The 21,899-nt window shown below is 57.8% G+C and carries 21 protein-coding genes and 1 tRNA gene; 5 read left to right on the forward strand and 17 right to left on the reverse strand.

All coding sequences use genetic code 11. From position 1 onward, the window contains the following. Positions 1 to 11: 11 nt before the first annotated feature. The 12 genes from V9K67_RS15960 to V9K67_RS16015 all read right to left on the reverse strand — a co-directional run bounded on the left by V9K67_RS15960 (position 12) and on the right by V9K67_RS16015 (position 12,793). A complete protein-coding gene (locus V9K67_RS15960; RefSeq protein WP_336724075.1) occupies positions 12 to 452 on the reverse strand; it encodes a DUF4822 domain-containing protein in 441 nt (146 codons plus the stop codon). Positions 453 to 507: 55 nt separating this feature from the next. Continuing rightward, positions 508 to 1,521: a polysaccharide deacetylase family protein gene (locus V9K67_RS15965; RefSeq protein ID WP_336724077.1), complete on the reverse strand. Its 1,014-nt coding sequence runs from the start codon at positions 1,519 to 1,521 to the stop codon at positions 508 to 510. Then, on the reverse strand, positions 1,518 to 2,459 hold the full coding sequence (locus tag V9K67_RS15970) for a glycosyltransferase family 2 protein (protein WP_336724078.1): 942 nt from the start codon (positions 2,457 to 2,459) through the stop codon (positions 1,518 to 1,520). The genes V9K67_RS15965 and V9K67_RS15970 overlap by 4 nt, the downstream gene beginning before the upstream one ends. Further along, positions 2,456 to 3,541, reverse strand: a complete 1,086-nt coding sequence (locus tag V9K67_RS15975; protein WP_336724080.1) for a glycosyltransferase family 2 protein — start codon at positions 3,539 to 3,541, stop codon at positions 2,456 to 2,458. The genes V9K67_RS15970 and V9K67_RS15975 overlap by 4 nt, the downstream gene beginning before the upstream one ends. Before the next feature lie 32 nt (positions 3,542 to 3,573). Continuing rightward, the gene (locus V9K67_RS15980; protein ID WP_336724082.1) at positions 3,574 to 4,626 is read right to left on the reverse strand and encodes a UbiA family prenyltransferase; all 1,053 of its coding nucleotides are present in this window, start codon (positions 4,624 to 4,626) and stop codon (positions 3,574 to 3,576) included. Between the two features lie 39 nt (positions 4,627 to 4,665). Next, positions 4,666 to 5,571 carry a class I SAM-dependent methyltransferase gene (locus tag V9K67_RS15985; protein ID WP_336724083.1) on the reverse strand — a complete coding sequence of 302 codons (906 nt, stop codon included), beginning with the start codon at positions 5,569 to 5,571 and terminating at the stop codon, positions 4,666 to 4,668. Between the two features lie 70 nt (positions 5,572 to 5,641). Next, complete coding sequence (locus V9K67_RS15990) at positions 5,642 to 6,613, reverse strand: glycosyltransferase family 2 protein (RefSeq protein WP_336724084.1); 972 nt, start codon at positions 6,611 to 6,613, stop codon at positions 5,642 to 5,644. Further along, positions 6,603 to 7,796, reverse strand: a complete 1,194-nt coding sequence (locus V9K67_RS15995; RefSeq protein ID WP_336724085.1) for a glycosyltransferase — start codon at positions 7,794 to 7,796, stop codon at positions 6,603 to 6,605. Before V9K67_RS15995 ends, V9K67_RS15990 begins: the two co-directional genes overlap by 11 nt. A 61-nt stretch (positions 7,797 to 7,857) precedes the next feature. Then, positions 7,858 to 9,687 carry an ABC transporter ATP-binding protein gene (locus tag V9K67_RS16000; RefSeq protein ID WP_336724086.1) on the reverse strand — a complete coding sequence of 610 codons (1,830 nt, stop codon included), beginning with the start codon at positions 9,685 to 9,687 and terminating at the stop codon, positions 7,858 to 7,860. Between the two features lie 456 nt (positions 9,688 to 10,143). Next, positions 10,144 to 11,298 carry a tail fiber domain-containing protein gene (locus V9K67_RS16005; RefSeq protein WP_336724087.1) on the reverse strand — a complete coding sequence of 385 codons (1,155 nt, stop codon included), beginning with the start codon at positions 11,296 to 11,298 and terminating at the stop codon, positions 10,144 to 10,146. 204 nt (positions 11,299 to 11,502) lie between these two features. Continuing rightward, positions 11,503 to 11,808 carry a hypothetical protein gene (locus V9K67_RS16010; protein WP_336724088.1) on the reverse strand — a complete coding sequence of 102 codons (306 nt, stop codon included), beginning with the start codon at positions 11,806 to 11,808 and terminating at the stop codon, positions 11,503 to 11,505. Positions 11,809 to 11,995: 187 nt separating this feature from the next. After that, on the reverse strand, positions 11,996 to 12,793 hold the full coding sequence (locus tag V9K67_RS16015; protein WP_336724089.1) for a DUF4846 domain-containing protein: 798 nt from the start codon (positions 12,791 to 12,793) through the stop codon (positions 11,996 to 11,998). Between the two features lie 336 nt (positions 12,794 to 13,129). Between V9K67_RS16015 and V9K67_RS16020 the strand changes: the two genes are divergently transcribed. From V9K67_RS16020 to V9K67_RS16030, 3 genes are all read left to right on the forward strand, one after another. Then, positions 13,130 to 13,203: transfer RNA gene (locus V9K67_RS16020), tRNA-Met, on the forward strand. Positions 13,204 to 13,248: 45 nt separating this feature from the next. Then, positions 13,249 to 13,527: a GIY-YIG nuclease family protein gene (locus V9K67_RS16025; RefSeq protein WP_336724091.1), complete on the forward strand. Its 279-nt coding sequence runs from the start codon at positions 13,249 to 13,251 to the stop codon at positions 13,525 to 13,527. Positions 13,528 to 13,739: 212 nt separating this feature from the next. Continuing rightward, on the forward strand, positions 13,740 to 13,967 hold the full coding sequence (locus V9K67_RS16030; RefSeq protein ID WP_336724092.1) for a hypothetical protein: 228 nt from the start codon (positions 13,740 to 13,742) through the stop codon (positions 13,965 to 13,967). Positions 13,968 to 14,129: 162 nt separating this feature from the next. Here the strand turns inward: V9K67_RS16030 and V9K67_RS16035 are convergent, their stop codons facing one another. The 4 genes from V9K67_RS16035 to V9K67_RS16050 form a co-directional block, all read right to left on the reverse strand. Then, complete coding sequence (locus V9K67_RS16035) at positions 14,130 to 14,990, reverse strand: SRPBCC family protein (protein ID WP_336724093.1); 861 nt, start codon at positions 14,988 to 14,990, stop codon at positions 14,130 to 14,132. Positions 14,991 to 15,171: 181 nt separating this feature from the next. Beyond that, on the reverse strand, positions 15,172 to 16,395 hold the full coding sequence (locus V9K67_RS16040; RefSeq protein WP_336724094.1) for a pyridoxal phosphate-dependent aminotransferase: 1,224 nt from the start codon (positions 16,393 to 16,395) through the stop codon (positions 15,172 to 15,174). Between the two features lie 148 nt (positions 16,396 to 16,543). Then, positions 16,544 to 17,032 (reverse strand): DUF1573 domain-containing protein, encoded by a 489-nt coding sequence (locus V9K67_RS16045; RefSeq protein ID WP_336724096.1) that lies wholly within the window; start codon positions 17,030 to 17,032, stop codon positions 16,544 to 16,546. 21 nt (positions 17,033 to 17,053) lie between these two features. Continuing rightward, entirely contained in the window at positions 17,054 to 17,494 is a 441-nt protein-coding gene (locus tag V9K67_RS16050; protein ID WP_336724098.1) for a DUF1573 domain-containing protein, read from the reverse strand. A 296-nt stretch (positions 17,495 to 17,790) separates the two neighbouring features. Here V9K67_RS16050 and V9K67_RS16055 point away from each other — a divergent pair, with 296 nt between their 5' ends. Next, positions 17,791 to 20,184 carry an alpha-ketoacid dehydrogenase subunit alpha/beta gene (locus V9K67_RS16055; protein WP_336724100.1) on the forward strand — a complete coding sequence of 798 codons (2,394 nt, stop codon included), beginning with the start codon at positions 17,791 to 17,793 and terminating at the stop codon, positions 20,182 to 20,184. Between the two features lie 77 nt (positions 20,185 to 20,261). Then, positions 20,262 to 21,047, forward strand: coding sequence for a PhzF family phenazine biosynthesis protein (locus V9K67_RS16060; RefSeq protein ID WP_336724102.1), 786 nt, complete (start codon positions 20,262 to 20,264; stop codon positions 21,045 to 21,047). Positions 21,048 to 21,123: 76 nt separating this feature from the next. On the opposite strand, the gene V9K67_RS16065 is transcribed toward V9K67_RS16060, so the two are convergent. Further along, a complete protein-coding gene (locus V9K67_RS16065) occupies positions 21,124 to 21,846 on the reverse strand; it encodes a YebC/PmpR family DNA-binding transcriptional regulator (RefSeq protein WP_336724104.1) in 723 nt (240 codons plus the stop codon). Between the last annotated feature and the right edge of the window lie 53 nt (positions 21,847 to 21,899).

Below are 21,899 nucleotides of genomic sequence, written 5' to 3' on the forward strand. Positions count from 1 at the left end.
AGTTCTACGGACTATAGCGGTACGTGTTCCACCCATACGGTCTTGCCGTTGGCCACTGTTTTATAGGTAAACAGGTTCGATCGCAGCTCCACGATGTCCACTACCCGCGTATAGCTGCGGGTCAGGGAATAAAGGATCCGTTTGCTTTCGTCGGCGGTCAGGGCCCAGTAGCCGCTGTCGCCCCGGGGTGTGCCGTCGAGGTTGAAGAACTCGTAGGTGCCGTTGCGGTTGTAGGTGGCCAGTCCAACAAAGCCCGTATTGGCGGCCGTTACGTCCACTCCCACGCTATCCTTCACCACCGTGGTCTTCCAGCGGGTGGAACTCAGGATGTCGGCTTTGGAAAGGTCGTCATCATCGTCTTTATTGCAGGCGGTGAGGGAGCCGAAGGCGCAAAGCGCTCCCAGGGAAAGTTGAAAAACTTTTTGGACTGCGGTCCGGTTTGTTCGGGGCATAGGTTGCGTTTTCTTTTCCGCTCCAAACTTTGCGCCATTGCTGCTCTTTCCTATTCTACAGGGCACTGGCCCAGTAGCTTAAATTTTTTTCAAACTCATCACCGTTCCAGTTGCGTACATGAAAGCGCCCGATGCGGTGCGGGTCGGTGCGGTTGGTGATGGTCTGGCCGCAGGTGGTAAAGCCTGCCTGCAGCTGCTGTTCCCGCACGATGGCCAGGGTGGCCGCGTCGAAATTCCCGTAGGGATAAGCCAGCGTCCGGGGCGCCCTTCCCAGCTGCTCTTTCAGAAAGCGGCCGCAGCCGGTGATCTCCCGGCGCTGCGTTTCCGGGGAGTGGCAGGGCAGCGACGGGTGCGTTTCGGTATGCAGGCCGATGTCGAACAGCGGGTGGCGTCCCATTTCCTGCAGCTGCTGTCGGGTCATGGGCCGGTAGTCGCCGCGGGGTGCTTCGCTGAATTCCGCCCAGTCCCTTATCTTTTTCAGCTCCCACTGGATCTGGAACAGGGGCAGGGCCCGCAGCCGCTCCGACAGCTCCAGGTACAGGGCGCAGCGCTGCGTGGGCGGCGCCCTGTACCACGACCAGCCTTGTTGCCGCCGGCGTTGTTCCTCCGTCAGCCGCCTGTCCTGGTCCAGGGTGAACTGGAACAGCCCTTTGCCGATAAAGAGCGAAAGCTGGGAGGGCAGCTCCACGGGCTCCAGGATCATCCGCGCCAGTTCGTCCCACCAGAATTCCGACTCGCTGTCCACATAGGCGGTGGCAATGAAAAAGCTGGCCGGGCAGTCGTGCTTTTCCAGGAGGGGCCGGGCGGTGCGGTAGTTGTCGCCATAGCCGTCGTCGAAGGTGAGGCAGACCGTTCCGGAAGCCACGCACCTGTGGTGCAACTGGCGCACCAGGGTGCCGGCCGGCACCACCCGGTACTTCCGCAGCACCTCCAGGTGCTCGGAAAAGCGTTCGGGGCTGACGGCAATCTGCCAAGGGTCGGCGGGCAGGGCGGCGATGCGGTGGTACATCAGCGCCAGGCCCCGGTTGACGAACAGGTTTTTGAGGCGGCGTTTCCAGTTTGGCTTCATGTGCGTATGATTTTGGGACTGCCGGTCTGGGGGCCGGCGATAAAGGTTTTGAGTTTGTGGGCCAGGAGGCGGCCGAACAGCAGGAGGTCGTACCGCAACAGTTGGAACAGCAGCCGGCGGTGGCGGGTATGCAGGCCGAAGGGCGCTTTGCGCAGCTGCCGGTACAACTGCAGGTGGTAATACCGCTTGCAGAAGGCTCGTCCCTTTTTCAGGCACTGCCGCTCCGTGGCGTCTTCCAGGAGCGGCTGCTGCCGCCGCAGCACCTGCAGGGCATGCCGCAGCATCATGGAAACATTGCCCGAGGTGTTGGTTTCATGGATCCGGTAGGCGGCCATCGGCTCCGTATGGTGCAGCACGGGATACCTTCTGGCGATCCGCAAAAAAAGGTCGTAATCTTCGCTGCCCCGCAGCGAGGTGTCGTAGCGGAATTCCTCCAGCACCCGGCGGCGAAAGAGCACTGCCGCCAGCATGCCTATATAATTTCCCTGCAGCAGGTGGTGGTAATGGTTTTCGGTTACCTCCCGGGTAACCAGGCTTTCCACGTTGCGCGCCTGGAACACCAGCACGTGGGCGCCGGAAACAAAGCCGGCGGCAGGATGGGCGCGCAGGCGCCGCAGGTTGACGGAGAGGGCGCCGGGCAGCAGCCAGTCGTCGGCGTCGAGGAACAGCACGTAAGCGCCGGTGCAGTGGTCGATGCCCGTATTGCGGGCCGCCGACACGCCCTGGTTGCGCTGGTACAGGTAAATGACTTCGGGGTAACGGGCGGCTACGGCGTTAGTGTCGTCGGTGGAGCCGTCGTCCACCACGATCACCTCCACGGGCGCATGGTCCTGCTCCCGCACGCTTTCCAGGGCGCGGGCCAGGAACTGCCCGTTGTTATAACAGGGAATGATAATCGAAATTTTCGGCGCGGAAGCCGGCAGGTTTTCCGGGGTCATGAGCGGGCGGTATTAACGGGTGTAGGTTGGGGATGGTTGCCCATGGCCGCCAGCAGGATCGGGCCGGCTGCGGCGGGGCGGGCGGATAGGGCGGGCGGAAGGGTGATGGCCGAGGTGGAGCGGACCTGTTGCCTCCGGCCCTTGGCGGCGCCGGAAACGGCATAGAGCGGGTCGGTCTGCTTCTTGCAGAACAGCAGCAGCAGCAGCAGCGGCTGGGGCAGCAGGTTCAGGAAGAACAGCTTGTACCATTTGTAGCGGAACAGCCGGGTGTAGCGGAACTGCCGTTCGATGCTCCGGCTGTGCTTTTTGTGGTTGCCCCAGGCATGGCGGATGCCGTTGTCGATGGCCTTGTTGGCAATGAACTCGTTGCGGTAAAAGTCGTCGTCACGGTAAAACTGGTACCAGTTTTCGTGGCAGGAATCCTTCTGGCCGATGCGGCCCGAAACGCCGCTGAGGAAGATGTTGTAGCACGACAGCACTTTGGGAGTAAAGGCCATGGGGTAGTGGATGGCCACCTTGGTCCACATAAAGTAATCCTCGCCGCCGATCATGCCCACCGGGAACAGGCCCACCTTTTCGAACACTTCCTTTTTGATGATGAGGGCCGAGGTCCAGGCCACCAGCTTGAAGGTGATGGTGCGGAAATAATCTTCGATGATGCCTTCGGGCAGGTCCTCGCAATAAAAGGTGGCGCGGTCGTGCCTTACTTTTTTATAGGCACACCCATACATGCCGCACCGGGGGTAGCGGTCGATCAGGGCGTTCATTTCTTCCAGGTAGCACGCTTCCCAGCTGTCGTCGGCGTCCAGGAAGGCGATGTAGGGGTGGCACGCCTTGCCGATGCCGAAGTTGCGGGCCGAGGATACGCCCCCGTTGCTTTTGCTGAAGAGGCGGATGCGGTTGTCCGTTGCCGCCAGTGCCTGGGCGGTGTAAAAGCTGTTGTCCGTGGAGCCGTCGTCGATCAGCAGGATCTCAAAATGCGGATAGGTTTGGTGCAGGACGCAGTCAATGGTTCTTTCCAGGCAGGACTCCTTGTTGTACAAAGGGATGACGATGCTGAAAAATCGGTTTTCTCCAGACATGAAGCAGGATTTTGGGGTGGAGGAAGGGCGGGTTAATGGGGGCGGGCTTTTGCCAGGGACAGCAGCCGGTGGCCGGAGCGTTTGGCGAGTTGCGCCAGGTCGCGCAGGACCAGCAGGGCCTGCTGTGGAAAGAGCAGCAGGTGCAGGGCGCCGACCCTCCAGTCGGTGGTATGGACAACGACAGCGCTTGCCAGCAGCGCCAGCGGTAAAAAAAGGCTGTAATACTCCAGCAGGAAGATCTGGTAAGGACCGCTTGCCGGGCTGAGGAGGGCGACGACCGTCTGCCGCATTTTTTTCTGCCGAACCAGTGCCAGCACGATATACGCCAGCAGAAAAACCTCGGGCAGCGGCAGGTCGATGCAGTACAGCAGCAGGACCAGGGCAACTGCTTCCAGCGCCATCAGCAGCAGCGACGGTTTGCGAAAGGCGGCCGGGTCGATGCGGCATGCAAAGGTGCGGGTGCCGGATTGCAGGTCGTGGTTGCGGTCGTGGAACTGGTGCCAGAGGATGCCCCGCAGGCCGTGCAGCAGGGCCCAGGCCCCCACGGCGCCGAACCACAGCCAGTCTACCGGCCGGCCCGCTACCTGGCTGATGCGGGCTACCATAAACAGGCTGATGAACAGGTGCGAGCCGCCGGCATCGGCCATCACGCCCCAAAAGCCCCGGGTCTTGAAGCGGAAGGGGGGAAGGGAATACAGGCTGAACGAGATCCACGGCAGGGTGTACAGCAGGGCGGAAAGGGTGTCCGGCAGCAGCAGGAAAAAAATGAAGGCAGCACCGGCCAGCAGGCAGAGTACCGGGAAAATCCAGCGCAGGCCGGGGGCGACGCCGGCCATACGGTTGTGTTTTCCGCAGGCGCGGTCTTCTTCGATATCGGTGATGTCGTTGATGAGGCTGACGTAAACGGCGCCGATGGCCACCGCCGCCAGCGACAGCAGCAGCCAGGGGCCCACCTGCAGCAGCGACGCCCCGTTTTTTAAAGCAGTGGCGTAGCCGATGGCCAGCAGGGGCGGAAGTTTATAGCCCCACCATTCGTGGGAGCGGGCGGCGGCCAGGGCCTTCGCCAGTTGGTTGGGAAGTGGCATGGGACAAAAGCTGGTTTGGGGTGAAGGAATAAAGGCGAATTACCGGCGCACCATTTTTTTGCGCAGCGCCCTCCAGAAGCGGCCGGTACGGATCCGTCCCACGACTTCGGCCAGCAGGGCGCGGTTCGAAAGGCTGGCGGTGGCGGAAGCCAATGGGGGGGTATCCGGCAGGGAATCGTTGGCGGGGGGAGGAATGGGATGGCGGATTACTTGTGCGGGCCGTTGCGCGTCCGCGATGGCCCTGCGACCGGTAGCCAGCACGGCTTTACGCGACACCCAGCCGTTTTGAAAGGGCGGGTAGCGCAGCAGCTCCACCTGGTCGAAATAAGGCTGCAGCAGGCGGATAAAGTGGTCGGCATGCGGTGCGATCAGGTTGCGGTGTACGGCGCCCGAATGCTCGACCCACTCCCAGGTATAGCTGGTCAGGAGGATCGAGCCGCCGTATATGTCCGCCTTTTCCTCGTAGGGCACCAGCGTATTCGGCCGCAGGTCTTCGATGTCCACCACCGGGATAAAAATAGCGCCGCCGGCAACGGTCCAGTCCACCATGTTCTGCACCACCCGTTCCACTTCCGGCAGCGACTCCACGTAGTTGTACGGCGTCCACATGCAGGAGATCAGCGACCAGGCGGACCGCCATTCCGGAAAAGGGTTACGGAAATCGCCTTCGCGAAAGAACAGGGCGTTGGGGTTGGCGGCCCGGGCGCGTTGCAGCATGACCGGGTTGATGTCCAGGCCGGCCCGCTCCACTGCCGGGAACTGGCTCAGGAAGAAGCCGGTGCCACAGCCGATATCGAGCCACCGGGTGCCGGGGCCGATGACCTTGCGGAGCGCCTGCAGTTCAAAGTCGGTACCGAGCTGGGAAAACCGGTTGGTCAGGAACCGTTCGTTGTAGGTGTCGGCGTAGTGGTGGTCGTACACCTGTAATAATTCTTCTCGCTTCATATGCGGGTGTGGTTGTTGTTGAAAAGGGTAAAGGCGGGCCCTTGCGGGCCCCGGAACCGGCCGGAAGGATCTACGAAAACCGGGTGACCAGCCGTTTCAGCCGCCGTTTCGACTGGATCCGGATCTTCCAGGTCAGGGACAGGAAGGTCAGGTGGGGGCTGAGCGACAGGGATTGTTGCAGCAGGCCCAGGAAGCCGGGCAGGTTGCGTTCGCGGAAGAGCGAATGATTGGCCAGCTGCACCAGTCCGCTGATGTATTTTTTCAGCAGGATGCGCAGCTCCCTCCGGCTCAGGTAGCTTTTGTAGCGGCGGATCAGGTGGCGGGTGTCGTCCACGAACAGCAGTTGGACGATCTCGATATGCGGGCGGCCGTCGTACACGTTGTCGGGCCCGGGTTGTTTGTACCAGAGCTTTTGGAGGGTAAAGGCAGCCGTGCAGGGTTTGGTCAGCACCATATCGAGGATCAGGCACCAGTCGTCGCCGATGTTCATGGAGTTGTTCCAGCCGCCGGCCAGCGATGATCTGCGGATCAGCAGGGAGGAGGAGGGCGCGGCGCAGGTGGTCAGGAACATCCGGCGGATGACCGGGTTGGCCAGGTTCACCCATCCGTCGGCACCGGGAGCCAGGAACGGCTGCAGGGGCCGGTGTTGTTCCATGAAGTCCACCGCTTCGCCGGTCAGCCTGCCCTGGCGCCAGTTCGCGAAAACGAAGTCCAGCCGGTCCTGTTCCAGCTTTTCCACGCACACTTCCAAAAAGTTGGGCTCCCAGGTATCGTCCGAATCCAGGGAGGCCAGGTACACGCCCCGGGCCCGCTCCAGGCCAGCATTGCGGGCGGAAGCCTGTCCGCCGTTTTTTTTATAAAAATATTCCACCTGGGGGTAGCGGCTGAGGATGGTGGCCGTATCGTCGGACGAGCCATCGTCGATCACGATCAGCTGGATGGCCGGGTAGGTCTGGTGCAGCACGCTTTCCACGGCCCGGTGTATCTCGCCGGCCCGGTTGTAGGTGGGGATAATGACCGAAACTAAAGGCTTATTGGACATGGGTAATCTGTTTGATGAATCGGGCAAATTCGTTTTCGGGCGAGGGGGGCAGGCGGCGGGCGAGGGCGGCCGCGGCCTGTTCGCCTATTTCTTCCCAGCAGGCGCGTTGCTGCCAGGCGCGTTCCAGGGTTTCTTCCAGGGCCAGGTCGGTGGCTTCGCCGATAAAGCCGGTCACGCCGTCTTCCACCAGCTCGCCGTTGCCGCCGGCATTGGTGACGATCACGGGCCGGCCGGCGGCCATGGCTTCCATCATGGCCAGGGGCATGCCTTCGCTGCGCGAGGGGAGCACCAGGGCATGGTAGCGCTCCCACAGCTGTTCGATATTGTCCTGGTGACCGGCAAACTCCACGTTGGTCACGTTCAGCAGGGAGGCCATGGCCCGCAGCCCGTTTTCATCCGTGCCGGTGCCCACCAGGGAAAAGGTTACCGGGCGCTGTTTCCATTTGTCTTTCGCCAGCACGCGCAGCAGCATGTCCTGGCCCTTGTCCAGGAGGAACAGGCGGGCAACGCAGGCGATGCGGTACTGGCGCTCCACGGGAGGGTAGGGGAGCGCCCGGGCAAGGGTTTTTACCGGGTTGAAGATCACCTGGCTGTTGGGCAGGCGGATGCCGAACTGTTCTTCGGTCACCCGCCGGTTGTGTTCCGACACGAAGAAGCAGCGCTCCGCGTGCCGGAAGGCTTCCGTCATGGAGGCCCGTTCTTCGACGGGGGGCCAGTAAAAGTCCGCTGCTTTCTGGGCCACGATCACGTAGGGTACTTTATGGCGGAGGCAGGTATGGGCCAGGTCGAGGCCGTCGAAGTTGATGCCCTGCGATACGATCACCAGGGAGGGGCGGTGCTGCTGCAGCGCCCGGGTAAAGGCATCCCGGTGCACCGGCAGCCAGCGGTGCGGGAGGCGGAGCTTTCGCCCCAGCTTCCGGACGAAGCTAAGGGTGCGCACCTTCAGGCTCCGGTTGCGGGGCGGCTGGTGCAGCTCGTGCAGGACCACGCCCCGGGCGGCCAGCTGTTGGAATTGCGGGTGTAGGCGGTTGATGCGCGCCTTGCAAACGATGAGGTCGAACCCGGCTTCCTGCAGCAGGGGAATACTCCGGGCCCACAGTTCCTCGCTGCCCCCCCAATCGTCCGTGCAGGTGGTGGCGATCAGGAGGGTGCGCCGGGAAGGGGAAGTTGGTTCAAAGGTCATGGGTCAATGGTGAGAGGTGAGGGATAAAGGATCCGGATGCAATCGGCAAGGGTGAACGGCGTTACACCTGTTCATCCGCCGCTGCCGTTTCCGGCAGGGAGCTTCGGAACAGGCGGGCGTAATCGCCCTCCTCCGCCATCAATTCGTCGTGTGTGCCTTCCTGTTGTACCGTACCGCCGGACAGCACATAGATGTAATCGGCCTGCATGACGGCCGACAGCCGGTGGCTGATCAGCAGGGCGGAACGGTGGCCGATGCGTTCGCGCAGCGAGTCGAACAGGTCTTTTTCGGACAGGGCGTCGAGGGCGCTGGTGGCTTCGTCCAGGATCAGGATGCGGGCGGGGCTGTAAAAGCAGCGGGCGATGGCCAGCTTCTGCCACTGGCCGATGCTCACCTCGCGGCCGTTTTCAAACAGGCGGCCCATAACGGTATCGTATCCCTGGGGAAACTGGCGGATGAACTCATGGGCGCCGGAGGCTTTGGCGGCCTGCACCACGTCGTCCTGCGGGCGCTGACCGTCGATATCGCCGAAGCGGATGTTTTCGGTGATGCTCATGTTAAAGCGGCCGAAGTCCTGGAAGACGGCCCGGACCATTTTGCGGTAGTCGGCGCTGTGATACCGGCGGATGTCGGTACCGTTGAGGGTAATTTGTCCGGAGGAGGGATCGTACAGGCGGCACAGCAGCTTGATAAGGGTGGTTTTGCCGGCGCCGTTCAGGCCCACGATGGCCACGATTTTGCCGGCGGGTATTTTCAGGGAAATGTGGCGCAGGGTGGGGGTGGAGGCATGCGGGTAGGCGAAGGAAACGTCTTGCAGCTCCAGGTGGACGGTGCCGGCGGTAGGCGGTTCCAGGGGTTCGGCGGGCTCGGGCAGGCGTGATTGCAGGCGGAACAGCTCGAAGATGCTGGCTACGAACACATTGTTCTGGTAGAGCGAGGAGATGCCGGAGGCCAGGTTTTGCAGGGTGCCGAAGGCTTGGGGGAAGGACACCAGGAACAGGGTGATGTCGCCGACGCTGGTGTGGCCCCGGAGGGTGCCCAGGGTAATGTAACCGATGCAGCAAAAAAAGCCGAGGGTGGCCAGGATGGTGGTGAGGATCTCGCTGCCGGTACGCCGGCGGCTGATCTGCAGCCGTTCGGTCACCAGCACGGACCGCAGGTGCTGGTAGCGGTGGCGCAGGTACTGGCCCAGGCCATAGCCCTTGATTTCCTTGGCCAGGGTTTCGCCGGTGAGCAGCGTGCTCAAATAACTGGACTGGCGCTCCAGGGGCGTTTTTTTCAGCCGCCACTTGTTGAGCCGGTCGGCAAAGCGGATGCGTACCGCCAGGATCGGCAACACGAACAGGGCCAGCAGGGGCAGCAGCAGCGGGTCGATGGACACCAGCACGATGCCGATGGCCGCCAGGTTCATGAGGTTCTTGGCCATGTCGATCAGGGTGGTCACAATGGCGTTGGGACGGTCGGGCAAGGCGTCCTTAGCCCGCTTCAGCACGTCGAAATAGTCCGGGCTTTCGTAGAACGACTGGTCCAGCTCCACGGCCTGGGCATGGATGCGGCTGTCGATATGTTCCGAAACCCGGGCCGCCTGCATTTCGGTGATATAGGTGGAAATGCCCCGGATCACCAGGTATACGACGGAGGCGGCGGCGGCGGCGAGAATATAGGTGATCACCAGGGGCTCGTCGGGCTGGCTGTTGGCGGGCTTCGACACCGCGTCCACCAGCCGCTTGAGCAGGTACAGGGCGCCGAGAAAGAAGATGCTTTCAATAACGATCATCAGGCAGGAAAGGGCCGTCCACCCGGGAGCAATGCTCCACACCAGGCGCAGCACCTGCGACAGGTTCAGGTTGGTAGCCAGTTTCTGGACTTTTTTGGAAATAGAAGAAACCATAAGCACGGAAGAGCTTAAAAGGTAAACAATAGGGGGGTAGCGGAAGACGCTTCCGACGCCAGATGGCTGGAGAAAAGCAGGATGGTGCTTCGTTGGATTGGATAAACAGGGATCTGCCGCGCCACCCGCCTGCCGTCGCAGGGAGTGCCGGTTGGATGCCACTAATGGCTGGTGCGGCCACAGGTTAGAAGGGAAATCGATCCCCAAAGGGGAACGTTGCATTCGGAAAGGCCCGGTGTCCCTTGTTCCTGCCGGGTTGGTTTAGACCCGTATGAACGGTCAGGGACAGCCGGAGCGCATTCTCGTGCAGTTGTTCTGGTGATGTTACTGGTAAATATACTGAACAGTAAGGATCGTGTCAAGTATATTTTTACGTTTTTTTAGCATTTGCTATTCGGTAAAAACGCTTAACGGGGATAAGGAAAATTTATTGCGACGCTTAAGGAGGACAATAGCTTATTTAGGGGAGCGCCCTGGTAAGCTGACGACGGGCTGGTTGTTTTTCAGACTGTTCACTTCTTCCTGCAATTTCTGGATTTGTTCCTGCTGCTCCTGGATCGCCCGGATCAGCAGGGGGATCAGTTCGGTATAATTGACGGCTTTCAGGCTTATTTTCTCTACGGTGGTCACCGGTGCGGGTGGGGTGACGGCAGCCGTGCCGTTCGGGGAGGGGGGGAGAGCGGTGGCATCCGGGAGAAACACCTCGTTTTCCACTTCCTGCACCAGTTGGGGCAACGTGGCCTCCAGTTCCTGGGCCAGCAGGCCGAAATGCTTCCCGGTGGGCAGGTTCAGGCCGGCCAGTTTGCCGTCCCTTCGGTATTCGAAGCGGTGGGGTTTGAGTTTGCCGATGATGCCCAGCGCGCCCTGGCAGTCTTCAATATTTTGTTTCAGGGCTTGATCGCTGGTTTGGTAGGCGCCGAAGTGGTACAGGTTACCTTCGAACACGCCGGCCCAGCTTTTTTCGGTGCGGCCGCTGCGGGCCCGGATGCCGCAATCGTTCAGCGAATAGAAATAGCCGCCCTGGAGGTTATTGCTGTAGCCCAGGACGCCCGTGCCATTGTTGCTGTAGCCGTACACGCCATAGGCGGAGGGGCTGTAGCCATACACCCCGTAAGCGCTGGCGCTCCCGTAAATACCCACGTAGCCACCGCTGCCGTAAACGCCGTAGGCGGCCCCGCTGTAGCCATAGACCCCGTACGATGAGCCGGCGCCGTAAACGCCGATATTGCCGCTGGAGCCATAGACGCCGTAGCTGGTGGTGCTGGCGCCGTATACGCCGGTGCCGCCGGAATTGACCGAGCTGATGCCGCCGTTCTGCACCGTCAGTCCATTGGAGAAGAGGCCGCCGCCGACCACGTGGAGGGGCCGGGTGGGGGCGGTGGTGCCGATGCCCAGGTAGCCGTTGGTATCGATGCGCAGGCGTTCGAAATTATTGGTATAGATCCGTAACGGGTAGCCATTGGTGGTACCGAACTTAACGGAGGCGGCGTTGGCGTTGGCGTTGCCCTTCTGGCTCCAGTAAGGAGAGCTGTTCTGGGCGTGCAGGGGAGCGGCAGGAAGCGCTGCGGCCAGGAGGAGCAAGGCGGAGAGAAGACGTACAGGTATGCGCATAGCACACGGTTTAACAGTGAAGAAATGTATTTTTCTTCACAGGGGGCGGGTGGTCGCTGGGTAATCCGAAGGGGGGGTACGGGCAGGGAGCGTTGCCGGATGCGGGGCAATCATCCGGAAAGATAAATGCATTCAGGAATATTTTAGCTCATGCAGGGGAAATAATGCGGGCTGAGCCGTAGTGCGGGTGGGTCCTTTTCGGCTTTAAGAGGCCACTGCCAGCTTCGGGAGTTTGCCAAAGATCTCCGCCAGCTTTTTGTCATAAGTTTTTCTGCATAGAAAATGACCGTTCAAAAAATAGGCGGCCCTTTTTTCCAGGCTTTCTTTTTGGGCGGACAACTCTTCGCTGAGGGGCGTGCCCTTACCATATTTTTCAAACTGCTCAAGCTCTTCCATATCAACACTCCAGCTTTGCAGGAAATGGCTCTCCATCTGCTTTAAGGAAGCAAGGTCCAGTCGCCGCAACAGCGCTTCCAGAGCATCTTCACTCGTTAGGTAATAGTTTTTCATTATTGGTTTGGATTTGGTAATCAAAGAAAAGATACTTTTTTTAAGCTGGGCAGGAAGGATAGGATATATTCATGAGATATAAGAAGAAAAAGGGCAGGAGGTTAATAGGAATTACCTATGGGGAACAAGGTTGCCACAAAGGTGCCGTGTTAAGATATTGTTAGCAAGCCGATTTTGGATCATCCGGTCACTCAAACCGGCCCAGCTTATAGTGGTGGAAAGAATAGCTGGATGTTTCCACCGGAGCTCCGGCTTCCAGGGCGTACCAGGGAGCATTTTCCGTTGCCGGGTTTTTCAGGATGTAAATGGATTGGGCGGGCATAAATCCTTCGACCAGCTTAAACAGTTTTTTTCCTTTGCCGTCCGTGGCTTCGTCCACGATCATGCTGCAATGGCCGGGGCTTCCGGGGGTAATGATGACCGTTCCCGTTTTTAATTCCCGGGTGGGTTGTAACTCCCGGGCAAGGGAAACCGTACCGGCATAGGTATACACGATGTCCAGGTAGCGGCGAAGGGAAGGATGGTCCTGCCTGCCGGGGGCTGCCAGCCTCGAAAAGGCAACGCTGTTGCCGCGGATCACCGGCCGGAGTCCTTTGCAGTAATCTTTCCAGCGGTACAGGTGCCCGCTGGTGAAATGAAATCCGATCTCCTCGTAGCGGCCGGCGGAAAACAGATATTCGGCCCTGAGCCGGATGAGGGCGTCGGCACATTGCTGCAGGTCCTTTGTACCCACGTCATAAGGAACGATGGCGACATGCTTTTGCTGGTTGGAAACCGGGTTGCCCGAATAATCCAGAACAGGTCCCTCTTTTGCGGGGAGGTGTTGCAGGAAATGCTGCCAGCTGCCGGATGGATAGCTGTGGGAGGAAGGGGTAACGGGCAAATTATGTTGGGAATCGGCAGAAGCGGAAAACCCGGTAGGGGCGAGGTTACAGGCCCCTAGGGCAATGACCAGTATGAGGATACCAATTTTATTCATAAGCATGCATGGAAAGAACGTTTTGGAAGGTTTGACCGGTATGCGCTGCTCAAAATAAAAAAACTCTCTGTTTCCAGAGAGCCTTTCCTGTAGCGAGGAGCAGACTTGAACTTCCGTCCGCCTCAGGCGGATATGAATCCGATGCTCTAACCAGCTGAGCTACCTTCCTAATTCTATGTAACAGATTTAAAAAGATAAGCTGCATCCAAAACAGTATTACTACGTAAAAGTTTTAGGAAATCTTCAGGCGCTTTATGCCTCCGATAAATCAAAAAGAAAAAAGTTTGTAGAAATTTTGTTTTCTAAAAAGAAACCCTATTTTTGCAACCCGATTAACGCAATGGCGAGGTAGCTCAGCTGGTTAGAGCATCGGATTCATAACCCGAAGGTCGGCAGTTCAAGTCTGCTCCTCGCTACAAAAAGGGCTCTCTGGAAACAGAGAGCCCTTTTTATTTAATGCTATGGATTATACTGTCTATATCTTATACTCCTCGCAGCACGATAAAATATATATTGGGTTTACGTCTAATCTGCTGGAGCGGTTTAAAAGCCACAATTTACTAAGCGTAAAAGGCTTCACCTTGCGGTACCGTCCATGGACGGTTGTTTATTGTGAATACTTCTGCAATAAGTCAGATGCAATGCAAAGAGAAAAGGAGTTAAAATCAGGGATCGGCAGAAATTGGATAAAAAATAAGCTGAGATGCGATTATCCTTTGCTCGGATTCATATCCGCCTGAGGCGGACGGCAGTTCAAGTCTGCTCCTCGCTACAAAAAGGGCTCTCTGGAAACAGAGAGCCCTTTTTATTTTATTCAATGGATTGTATCGTCTTCTTCTAATACATCTCAAAGCACAATAAGATATATATCTGGTTTGCTTCCAATCTGATAGAACGGTTCAAAAGCTTCTATCCTGGTACCGTTTCCACAATGAATCCTTATTTTAGATGTATGAAAATAAATGCCACCACCTTTTTTATTACGGGGTTAATTTTTGGTTTCATTGCCATTTTTTTCGGTTTTACCCAGGAGTTCAACTTGGGAAACAACAATGACGTGGGAGTCGGCGACCAATTCATTCACGCAGATGCCGCTATTTATGCATGCGCTATAATCGCAGCTACCTGTTTATTCACCTCCGGGCTCATCACCATTAGAAAGCCGCCCACAGGGGTGTAGGAACATATTTGCGGACGGGGCAGTTCAAGCCTGCTCCTCGCTACGAAAAAGCTTCAAACCATCGTTTGGAGCTTTTTTATTTTACCTCCTGCCACTGTTTGTTCCATAAAAAAAAGTCCAGCCCGCAGGCTGAACTTTTTTCAATTATCGGTTGAATTTATTTTAAGGCTTGCCCGATGCAGGGTTGCTGCCAGCGTTGCCTAAGCCGCCGGCAGGAGGCTGGGAGCGGGCCCCGCCCTGGCTGGGTGCCTGGGGCTCGGCGGCTGCAGCCGTAGTGGCTTCATGAACATGGTTCACCTTGGCATCGTGCTTTGTTTCGATGTAGTCCTTAAAATTCATCACATCCTGGCGGATCAGCTTTTCGAATACCGGGTTCAGCAACTTGGCAAAGCCGGTACCCAGCTGGCCGGCCGGCGCATGGTAAATGATCACCACTTCCAGCTCGGTGCCCTGCCCGTTGAGGGCGTCATGGAAAGTTACCTTCCCGGCATTGTTGATGGTGCTTTGCGGCAGCGACTGCCAGCCGATCATCGTGCCCGACTCTTCCTTCACAATCTCCGCGTTCCATTTGAGCTTGCCCAGGTTGCCCGGGATCTGGGCCTCCCAATGGGAATGCTTCGCGTCGATCTCGGTAACGGCCGCCAGGTGCTTCATAAAGAGGGGCAGGTTTTCCAGCTTGCGCCAGAAATTGTACACTTCGGTCCTGGGCTTGTTCACCGTCAGGCTGGTGCGGATATTAATGGCCTGGGTTTGCGAAACGCCTTTGGTTTTGCCCACGCTGCTGTAAAACGGGCAGTTGCCCGAGCCCCCGCGGTACAACAGGAAGCCCCCCAGGATCGTCTTGGCCAAACCCCTGATCGGGTTTTTCGTAAGGGTATGCAGTCCCGATGACAGCATAAAGGCGCCTAAGGCAGCGCTTGCCACCCGTTCATTCCAACCCACGTTAATGATGTTGGTGCCGCTTTCCGCGGGCTGGAAGTCGTTCTCGGCATGCCAGCTACCGTATTGATCGTTATGTGCCATAATCAGATTTTTTTACCCTAGCTAACACTAAAATCTTGCTGGGCAGCGCTGCTTCCGGCTTTATTCGCTCTTTATTGTGTAACTGCCTGGTAGTCAATGGTAAAATGCAAAAAGCCGTTGCCGCTCCTGCAAGAGGAGGAACGGCAACGGCCAGTATATAAGCAGCCGTTTGAGTAGGAATTTACCCAAGAACGGAGGCCTTTTTCCGGCGCTCCACGCGGTTGGGATATTGCAGCAGGGCCTGCTCCAGGCAGTCCATGGCTTCGTTTAAATCCTTCGTATTCAACACGTAAGCCAGCCGCACCTCGTCCTTGCCCAGCCCGGGGGTTCCGTAAAAGCCGGTAGCCGGCGCCAGCATCAACGTTTTATTGTGGTACGAAAATGATTCCAGCAGCCACTGGCAGAACTTGTCCGAGTCGTCGATGGGCAGCTTGGCCATGGCATAAAAGGCGCCGCCCGGGTTGGGGCAGTACACGCCGGGCATGGCATTCAGCCGGCTCACCAGCAGGTCGCGCCGCTCCAGGTATTCTTCCTTGGTGGCAAAAAAGTAGGAGGGGGGCAGGTCCAGGGCGGCCTCGCCCAGGATCTGGGCCAGTCCCGGGGGGCTCAGGCGGGCCTGGGCAAACTTCATGGCCGCATCGTACACCTCTTTGTTCTTGGTGACCAGGGCACCCAGGCGGGCGCCGGTGGCGCTGTAGCGCTTGCTGATGGTATCCAGCAGCACCACGTAGTCCTCCATCTCGGTAAGGTGCAGGGCACTGATGTATTCGCCGTCATAGCAAAACTCGCGGTAGGCTTCGTCCGACAGCAGGTACAGGTTGTGCTTGCGGCAGATCGTTTTAAGGTCCTCCAGTTCCTGCCGGCTGTACAGGTAGCCGGTGGGGTTGTTGGGGTTGCAGATGATGATGGCCTTGGTCTTAGGCGTGATCACCTTTTCAAAATCGGCGATGGGCGGCAGGGCAAAGCCATTTTCGATATAGGAGGTGATGGGCACCACCTTCAGCCCGGCCTGCACCGCAAAGCTGTTGTAGTTGGCGTAATACGGCTCGGGAATGATGACCTCGTCGCCGGGATTCATGCAGATAAAAAAGGAAAACATGATCGCCTCCGACCCGCCGGTGGTGATCAGGATCTCATCGTGATGGACATTGATCCCGGCCTGCTTGTAGTAATGCACCAGCTTGCGGCGATAGCTCTCATTACCCGCGCTGTGGCTGTATTCCAGTACCCTGATCTCGGCATTGCGTACCGCGTTCAGGATATAAGGAGGCGTTTCGATATCGGGCTGACCGATATTCAAATGAAAAACCTTTATGCCTTTCTTTTTGGCAGCTTCGGCATAGGGCACCAGCTTTCTGATGGGAGATGACGGCATTTCCTGACCCCGTTCACTGATATGTAGCATCTTGCAAAAATAATGTTTGCGGCAATGTTTTGCGCAGCCTGCGCGCCGCAGATGATAAATGTGTTAAAAAACAGGGACGCTCCGGCCCTAAAAAACAAAATCCCTGCAGGAGGCCTGCAGGGATCGAACTAAGTTCTTGCAGTTATCCTTAACTTTTTAACTTGGCTTTTTTAGCCGCAGCAGCAGGGGCTTTTGCCGCTTTGGTGGCGGCAGGGGCGGCGCCTTTGTTTTCTTTCACATAGGCGTCATAGGCGGCGGCATCCAGCACTTCGCCAGTGATCTTTACGTTTTTGGGCTGGTCCACACCGGCCAGTTTGATGTACACATCTTTATTGAAGGTACCGGCGCCGGCAGCATTGTACACCACTTTCAGCTTGGTGGAAGACTTGGGAGCGATGGGCTCTTTGGGCACTTCGGGGGTGGTACAGCCGCAGGAACCCCATGCGTTTTCCACAACCAGGGGCTTATCGGTGGTATTGGCAATTTCAAAATAGGTCGTCACCGGAACGCCTTGCTTGATCTTTCCGAAGCTGTAGCTCTCGGTGTTCACTTTGATCAGGGCGTCGGGAGATTGCTGCTGCGCCATGGCCGTGAAACCTGTGATAAACGCAAAGACAATCAGGAGGAGCTTCTTCATAATGGGTGTATTTGTTGTTGTTTATTGGAGGTGATTCTTTAAAAATTGTACCGAGGCATTAGCGGGAGCGGCGCCGGCAGGGGCTTTCCACACTTCTCCTTTGATACGCAATACCTTGGTCTGGTTGAAGCCGTAGGTGATGGCGACGGTTTTGTCGAAATGGCCTTCCGCAGCGGCATTGTACCCTACCTTAATAACGGAGGTGCCTTTGGGGGCGATCTCCTCGCGGCTCCATTCGGGGGTGGTGCAGCCGCAGCTGGCCTGGACGTTCTCCAGCTTCAGGGGCTTGTTGCTGATGTTGACAATGGTAAATTCATGGTAGGCCGGTTTGCCCTGGGGGATCTTCCCAAAATTGTACTCGGTTTCTTTGAGTTCCAGCACTTCCTCGACCTTGATCTCGGCCTGGGCGTGAACGGCAAAAAAGGCAACGAGGGAAAAAAGAAGAAAAAAAGCCTTTTTCATGAAAAAATGGGTTTATGTGTTCAAAAATACACCAATCCTGCTGTTGTGCGAAGCGCTGGCCCATTTTTAAGGATTTTTAACGGGGGCGAAAAGTTCCTGGGTTCCTAAGTTCCTGAGTTCCTGAGTGCTTTAAGGCCAGGAGAGCGTTTAAGAGGATGCCGGGCCCAGAAAACCGGCAAAAGAAATAAGGAATAAAATGTGAATAAATAACCAATGAACGGCCGACATTGGTACTGTCGCTGCCAGAACTCAGGAACTCAGGAACTCAGGAACTTTGGAACTCCTAAATTTGTCGCATGGAAAAAACAATGGAAGCCATTCCGAATGCCGGGGAACAGCTCTCTTTTGAGCGGTTTCGCGAGGAAGTGCTGCAGGATTACCGCTGGGTGTGCCTCAGCCGCGAAGCCAGTTTGCTGAGCCGCAAGGAAGTGCTGACCGGCAAGGCCAAGTTCGGCATCTTCGGCGACGGCAAGGAGGTGGCGCAGGTGGCCATGGCCAAATTCTTTCAGCCGGGCGACTTCCGCGCCGGCTACTACCGCGACCAGACCTTTATGTTTGCCTCCGGCCTGGCCACCGTAGACCAGTTCTTTTCCCAGCTCTATGCCGACCCCGACATCAACCACGACCCCTTCAGCGCGGGCCGGCAGATGAACGCCCACTTCGCCACCCCCTTCGTGGACCGCGAGGGCGAATGGCTCGACCTGGTGAACCGTAAAAACATTTCCTCCGATATTTCCACCACCGCCGGCCAGATGGTTAGGGCCCTCGGACTGGCCTTCGCTTCCAAGTGCTTCCGCGAAGTGCGGGAGCTGGACCAGTTTGCCCACCTGTCCCACAACGGCAACGAGGTGTGCTTCTGCACCATCGGCGATGCCTCCACTTCCGAGGGGCAGTTCTGGGAATCCATCAATGCCGCCGGCGTGCTGCAGGTACCCCTGGTGGTGTTTGTCTGGGATGACGGCTACGGCATTTCCGTGCCCAAAAAGTACCAGACCACCAAGGGCTCCATCTCCGAAGCCCTGAGCGGCTTCCAGAAAACCGAAGGCACCAACGGCTTCCATATTTATAAGGTAAAGGCCTGGGACTATGCCGGCATGTGCGAGGTGTTCGAGGAAGGCGTCCGCGCCGCCCGCGAAACCCATACCCCCGTGCTGTTCCATGTGGACGAGGTAACCCAGCCCCAGGGGCATTCCACCTCGGGCAGCCACGAGCGCTACAAGGACAAGGAGCGCCTGCAGTGGGAGCGGGAGTGGGACTGTCTGGCGAAAATGCGCGAATGGCTCCTGTCCAACTCCCTGGCGGATGAGGACGAGCTCTGGCAAATTGAAAAGGAGGCCAAAACGTATGTGCGCGACCGCAAGAACCTGGCCTGGGACCGCTACCTGAAGCCCCTGAAGGCCCTGGTACACAAAGCCGCCGGCATGATCAAAGAGGCCGCCCACGCCCTGCCCGACCTTTCGCACGAGCTGTCGGTGCTGGCCAAGGAGCTCTCCGCCCTGCGCGAACCCATCCGCAAGGATGTGATGCGGGCGCTGATCGCCGCCATCGACCTGGCAGAAGACAGCCCGGCCATGAAGCCCCTCCAGGCCTTTTACCAGCAACTGAAAAAAGAAGCTTCCGAGCTGTACAATACACACCTGTACAGCGAAACGGCTAAAAGCGCCGTCAGGGTAAAACCGGTCAAAGCCACCTACGATAAGGAAGCGCTGAACATCAACGGCTACGAGATCCTGAACCATTATTTCGACGAGCTGTTTGCCGCCAACCCCAAGGTATTCGCCTTTGGCGAGGACGTGGGCCAGATCGGGGATGTGAACCAGGGCTTTGCCGGCCTGCAGGCCAAGTATGGCCGCGAGCGCATCTTCGATGTCGGCATCCGCGAGCTCTCCATTATCGGGCAGGGGATGGGCATGGCCCTGCGCGGCCTGCGGCCCATTGCCGAGATCCAATACCTCGACTATGTTTTATACGGCCTGCAACAGCTGTGCGACGACGTGGTGACCATCCACTACCGCACGGCAGGGCAGCAGAGCTGTCCGCTGATCGTGCGTACCCGCGGCCACCGCCTGGAGGGCATCTGGCACAGCGGCTCGCCTATGGGCATGCTGCTGGGCGCCCTGCGCGGCATGTACCTCTGCGTGCCCCGCAATATGGTGCAGGCCGCCGGCATGTACAATGCCCTGCTGCAGGGCAACGACCCCGGCCTGGTGATCGAGTGCCTGAACGGCTACCGCCTGAAGGAACGGCTGCCGAACAACCTGCTGGACTATACCGTTCCGCTGGGTATTCCCGAGATCATCCGCGAAGGAACCGACATCACTATCGTCTCTTACGGCTCCACGCTCCGCGTTGTCATGGAGGCGGCGGCCCGCGTACAGAAAAAAGGCATCAGTTGCGAGGTGATCGACGTGCAAACCCTGCTGCCGTTTGATATCAACCATATGATCATCGAATCGCTGAAGAAGACCAACCGCATTGTTTTTGTGGATGAGGATGTGCCCGGAGGCGGCGCTGCCTATATGTTCAACAAGGTGATGGAGGAACAGGGGGGCTACCGCTGGCTCGATGTGGCACCCCGCACCATAACCGCCCAGCCCCACCGGCCGGCCTACGGCTCGGACGGCGACTATTTCAGTAAACCCAATGCGGAGCAGATTGAAGCGGTGTTGAAAGATATGATGCGGGAATAGGGGATTGGTTAATTGGTTCATTAGGAATTAGGGCCTGGACTGCAGTTGCAGTTCTGGAAGTAGATAACAAATAGATTATGAAGATTTACCAGGTAGACGCATTTACGGATAAAGTATTTAGGGGAAACCCGGCGGCGGTGGTGCCGCTGCAAAGCTGGCTGGAAGAGGAGCTGATGCAGAAAATTGCTTTGGAGAATAACCTGAGCGAAACGGCTTTTATTGTCAAAACCGATGAGGGCTACCATATCCGCTGGTTTACGCCGGAAAAGGAAATTGACCTCTGCGGTCATGCTACCCTGGCTTCGGCTTATGTCATTAAAAATTTTCTGGAACCCCACCTGCAGGAGGTGCTGTTTACCACCCAGGTAGCCGGGGAGCTGAAAACATATATAAAAGACGGCCTCTACACCCTTGACTTCCCGGCCCGGATGCCGGAGCCCTGCAACACGCCGGCCAACCTGCTGCAAAGCCTGGGCGTGGATACGGTGGTGGAAGTGTTGCGTTCCCGCGATTTCCTGGTGGTGCTGCCCGACGAAGAGGCCGTGTTACAGCTGGAGCCCGATTTTTCGCTGATGAAAACCCTCGAAGGTTTCGGCCTGATCGTGACCGCCAAAGGCCGCTCGGCCGACGTGGTATCCCGCTGCTTTTATCCCAATGCAGGGATCGACGAGGACCCCGTGACCGGTTCGGCTCATTGTTCCATCATACCTTACTGGAGCCGGAAGCTGGGAACCGAAAAGCTCTTTGCTAAACAGCTTTCCCGCCGCGGCGGCGACCTGTGGTGCGAGCTGGCCGGCGACCGGGTGCTGCTCAGCGGCAACTGCGTCCTCTACCTGCAGGGCGATATCAGCTGGGAGGAATAAGCTATTCGATTAGGTATCTAATAAAAAAACGGCTTCAGGGAAGCCGTTTTTTTATTATTTAAAATCCCGGTGGGAATTATTGCAGGTTGTGGAAAACCTTTTGAACGTCTTCGTCCTGTTCCAGCTTGTCGACCAGCTTCAGCACTTCCTGGGCTTGCTCCTCACCCAGTTCCACAGTGGTGGAAGGGATCCATTCCACTTCGGAGGAGAGGGGGTTCATGCCTTTTTCTTCCAGGGCTTTTTGCAGGCTGCCGAAATCGTTGAAGGCGCAGCGCAGCACCAGCACGTCTTCGCCGTTCTCGCCGGAACCTTCACCCAGTTCCTCCAGGCCGAAGTCGATCAGCTCGAGTTCCAGGTCGTCGGCGCTCAGGCCTTCGGGCTTCAGCTTGAACACGCCCATCTTGCGGAACTGGAAGCTCACGCTGCCGCTGTTGCCCAGCGTGCCGCCGCCTTTGTTGAAGATTGATTTCACGTTGGCTACGGTGCGTACGTGGTTGTCGGTAGCGGTTTCCACCAGGATGGCGACGCCGTTCGGACCATAACCTTCGTACAGGATCTCTTCGTAGTTCTCCATTTCCTTACCCTGGGCCCGCTTGATGGCGGCTTCCACGCGGTCTTTGGGCATGTTTACGCTCTTGGCGTTCTGCATGCAGCGGCGCAGGGCAGGGTTGGTGGCCGGATCCGGTCCGCCGGCTTTTACGGCAATGGCGATCTCTTTCCCGATGCGGGTAAACTGTTTGGCCATGCGGTCCCAGCGGGCGAACATGGTGGCTTTACGTACTTCAAATATGCGACCCATATGATAGTTTGTAGTTTTAAGGCTTTCGGCCGGCAAAATTACTATTTACCTGA

Source organism: Huijunlia imazamoxiresistens (assembly GCF_037132455.1).
Lineage (GTDB): Bacteria > Bacteroidota > Bacteroidia > Chitinophagales > Chitinophagaceae > Flavisolibacter > Flavisolibacter imazamoxiresistens.